Source organism: Pseudoalteromonas sp. SG41-5 (assembly GCF_014164495.1).
Classification (GTDB): domain Bacteria; phylum Pseudomonadota; class Gammaproteobacteria; order Enterobacterales; family Alteromonadaceae; genus Pseudoalteromonas; species Pseudoalteromonas rhizosphaerae.
In genome coordinates, this window is the sequence record NZ_JACJFH010000300.1 from 1 (window position 1) to 386 (window position 386).

Sequence of the window (386 nt, forward strand, 5' to 3'; positions counted from 1 at the left end):
TGCCTAGAAACCGAGCAAAACAATGTACAGTTTGTGATAAAGAACAATCAATTTATTGATGTTAAAAATGAACTCAAACAACAAACTAACAACGGCAATATCAATTACCAAAGTGCCGGCAACAACGCGTTCACAGGTAAAAAAATCGATGTAAAAGCTGACCAAGAGCTGTCATTAATTTCGGGGCGTGCGGTTAAAATAAACGCGCAAAGTGATATTTTACTAAAGACTAATAACAGTGATTTAAAGCTCAACGTACCAAATGGTTCAACGTTTTTACAAACCAGTAAGTCAATTAACATCACAGGCTCTGGGCAAGGCGATTTAATCATTCATAACGCCGGCGGCGAAATTAAACTCGATAGCCAAGGCAACGCCACCATCAT

General features: G+C 38.6%; 1 pseudogene. It reads left to right on the forward strand.

Going from position 1 to position 386, the window contains the following annotated elements:
* Window positions 1-386, forward strand: a pseudogene (locus H5232_RS23725) (hypothetical protein); the annotation flags it as partial.